Below are 1,261 nucleotides of genomic sequence, written 5' to 3'. Positions count from 1 at the left end.
TAGTTGATATTATCAAGCGTCAACGAATGATTATTCTTGCGTTAATGAAGCTAGTAATCCTGTTGACGCAAAATTCCCGCATGCCTCAGTTAACTGCTCCGGACAATCTAAATTACCAGAAGCTCAAAATCGATGAACTGCCTTTGATCGAAAAAGTTGAAAAGTTGGACTATCAGCTGCTTCTCCAAACTCATTTCGAAAAAACAGGGAAGGTGCTCCAGCCCATTCAACGCCGCAATGGCGTTAAAATCAACCTAGACCTCAACACGACCTGCCCACGCTGCAACGCTCCCTCGGACTACCTCTACGCCAATAATGGCTCCAAAGGCCAATGCAACTGTAAAGTCTGTGACGCCTTATTTAACCCTAAAAACCGCTATTCAAAAGAAGCCATTTTAAAGTGCCCGCATTGCTCACATCCGTTGGAGAAAATCAAAGATCGCAATGGATTCGATGTCTACAAGTGTAAAAGAGCGGACTGTCCTTATTACTTGCGTAGGCTGAAAGAATTGACTCCGGAAGAAAAAGAATTGTTTGAGAAGGATTCCCAACAATTCAAGATGCACTATCTCTTCCGCCAATTCAATATTCCTTTTCATCCGATCTCAAAGGATTCAGTCATTCAACCGAAGGTGAATCTGGCCAATATCCATTGTTCGCCCCATACTCTGGGATTGATACTGACCTACCACGTAAACTACGGTCTTTCGGCCAGAAAAACAGCGGCACTTATGTACGATGTACATAATGTCAGAATCTCAGGTCAAACCATACTCAACTACGCTTCCAGTACATCCGTGGTTCTGAAGCCGTTCCTGGAGAACTATCCTTACGAATTATCCGATCAATTCTGCGGAGATGAGACTTACATCCGCGTTGGCGGTCGCTGGAACTATTTGTTTTTCTTCTTTGATGCCGTCAAAAAAATAATTTTGTCGAACTATGTTTCGCCAAACCGAGATACGGAATCCGCTATTTATGCCTTGCGCGAAGTCTTCAAAAAGATGCCCCAGATACCGGAGGACCTAACTTTCATCGTCGACGGCAACCCCATCTACCTTCTGGCTCAACACTACTATGCCCAACACGGCATCCCCTTTGACGTGAAGCAAGTAATCGGACTTACAAATAATGATCCGGTGTCAAAGGAATACCGACCGTTAAAACAAATCATCGAACGGTTGAACCGAACATTCAAAGGCAATTACAGAGCGACCACCGGATTCGGATCCCAACAGGGATCAGTCTCTTTCGTGACCTT

At 44.5% G+C, this 1,261-nt stretch carries 1 protein-coding gene; it reads left to right on the top strand.

All coding sequences use genetic code 11. From position 1 onward, the window contains the following. Nucleotides 1-44 precede the first annotated feature (44 nt). A partial coding sequence (locus TES5_RS13300) for a DDE-type integrase/transposase/recombinase (RefSeq protein WP_198143357.1) occupies nt 45-1,261 on the top strand: 1,217 nt, incomplete at its 3' end.

This window comes from Trichococcus sp. ES5, from assembly GCF_900067165.1.
GTDB lineage: Bacteria > Bacillota > Bacilli > Lactobacillales > Aerococcaceae > Trichococcus > Trichococcus flocculiformis.
This window is presented reverse-complemented; position numbering and strand designations above follow the sequence as displayed.